Annotated in this window: 1 protein-coding gene; it reads left to right on the forward strand. The window is 36.7% G+C overall.

Going from position 1 to position 903, the window contains the following annotated elements; translation table 11 throughout:
- Positions 1–100 precede the first annotated feature (100 nt).
- Positions 101–903: GGDEF domain-containing protein (locus tag NNN71_RS24725; protein WP_271459595.1), on the forward strand; the 803-nt coding region annotated here is incomplete at its 3' end.

The raw sequence follows: 903 nt of genomic DNA on the forward strand, positions 1-903 counted from the left end.
GATTATTTCATCGATCTCACTGTTATGTGTTTTTCAGTTAAATAACAGGGAAAACATTAGAGTAAGCAATGTTTTAAAAACCGTCTCGTTTCGGCATTTGATGTTACAAAAAACGCTCTCAGATCAACTTCAGGCAATGTGCCCTGAGGCGGACATTAACCGTAAAGATCTTCATCGTGAGATACAGAAAGAAAAACCAATTGAGTGGAAAAACACAACGACACAACCGATGTCAGAAGTACAATCCGGAGAAAACAATAATCATTGCCAAAAAATAAAAAAGATAAACATTAAACTTAATGATGTGAGTAAAAAGGAACAACAGGAAGTAAAGTCAGTAATACATAACCTGTCTATACTGAGTTACCTCAATCCTATATTACTACTCATTATACCTCTGTCTTTTGCTATTTGGCGCACGGGAGGTTATATACGTTTAGTTCGCGAACGTAAAAACCTTTATATCGATTCTCTCACCGGAGCCTATAACCGACATTATCTTTATGAAGAGACAAAAAACAACAAACCAAGCCATCTCATCATGCTTGACCTGGATAATTTCAAGCAAATTAATGATAACTATGGCCATCTAATTGGCGATCGAATTTTGGTGGCCTTTAGTAGACTTTTACGACATTCGTTACGTAGTACAGATCGTATCGTTCGTTTCGGTGGAGATGAATTCATCATTATGCTCTACGACTTCAAACCTGAAGATGCAGAACAATTGATTAAGCGATTACGATTTATGTCGCGTCAATATATAAAGGTTGATGAGCACAATATAATATTGTTACCAGAATTCTCTGTCGGGTTAGCTGAGTATTCAGGGACGCTTGAAGAAACGATTAGCAGAGCCGATGCTTTTGTTTATCAGGAAAAATCTGTTCATCAACATAATAC

This window comes from Kluyvera sp. Awk 3 (assembly GCF_028069715.1).
Classification (GTDB): domain Bacteria; phylum Pseudomonadota; class Gammaproteobacteria; order Enterobacterales; family Enterobacteriaceae; genus Kluyvera; species Kluyvera georgiana_A.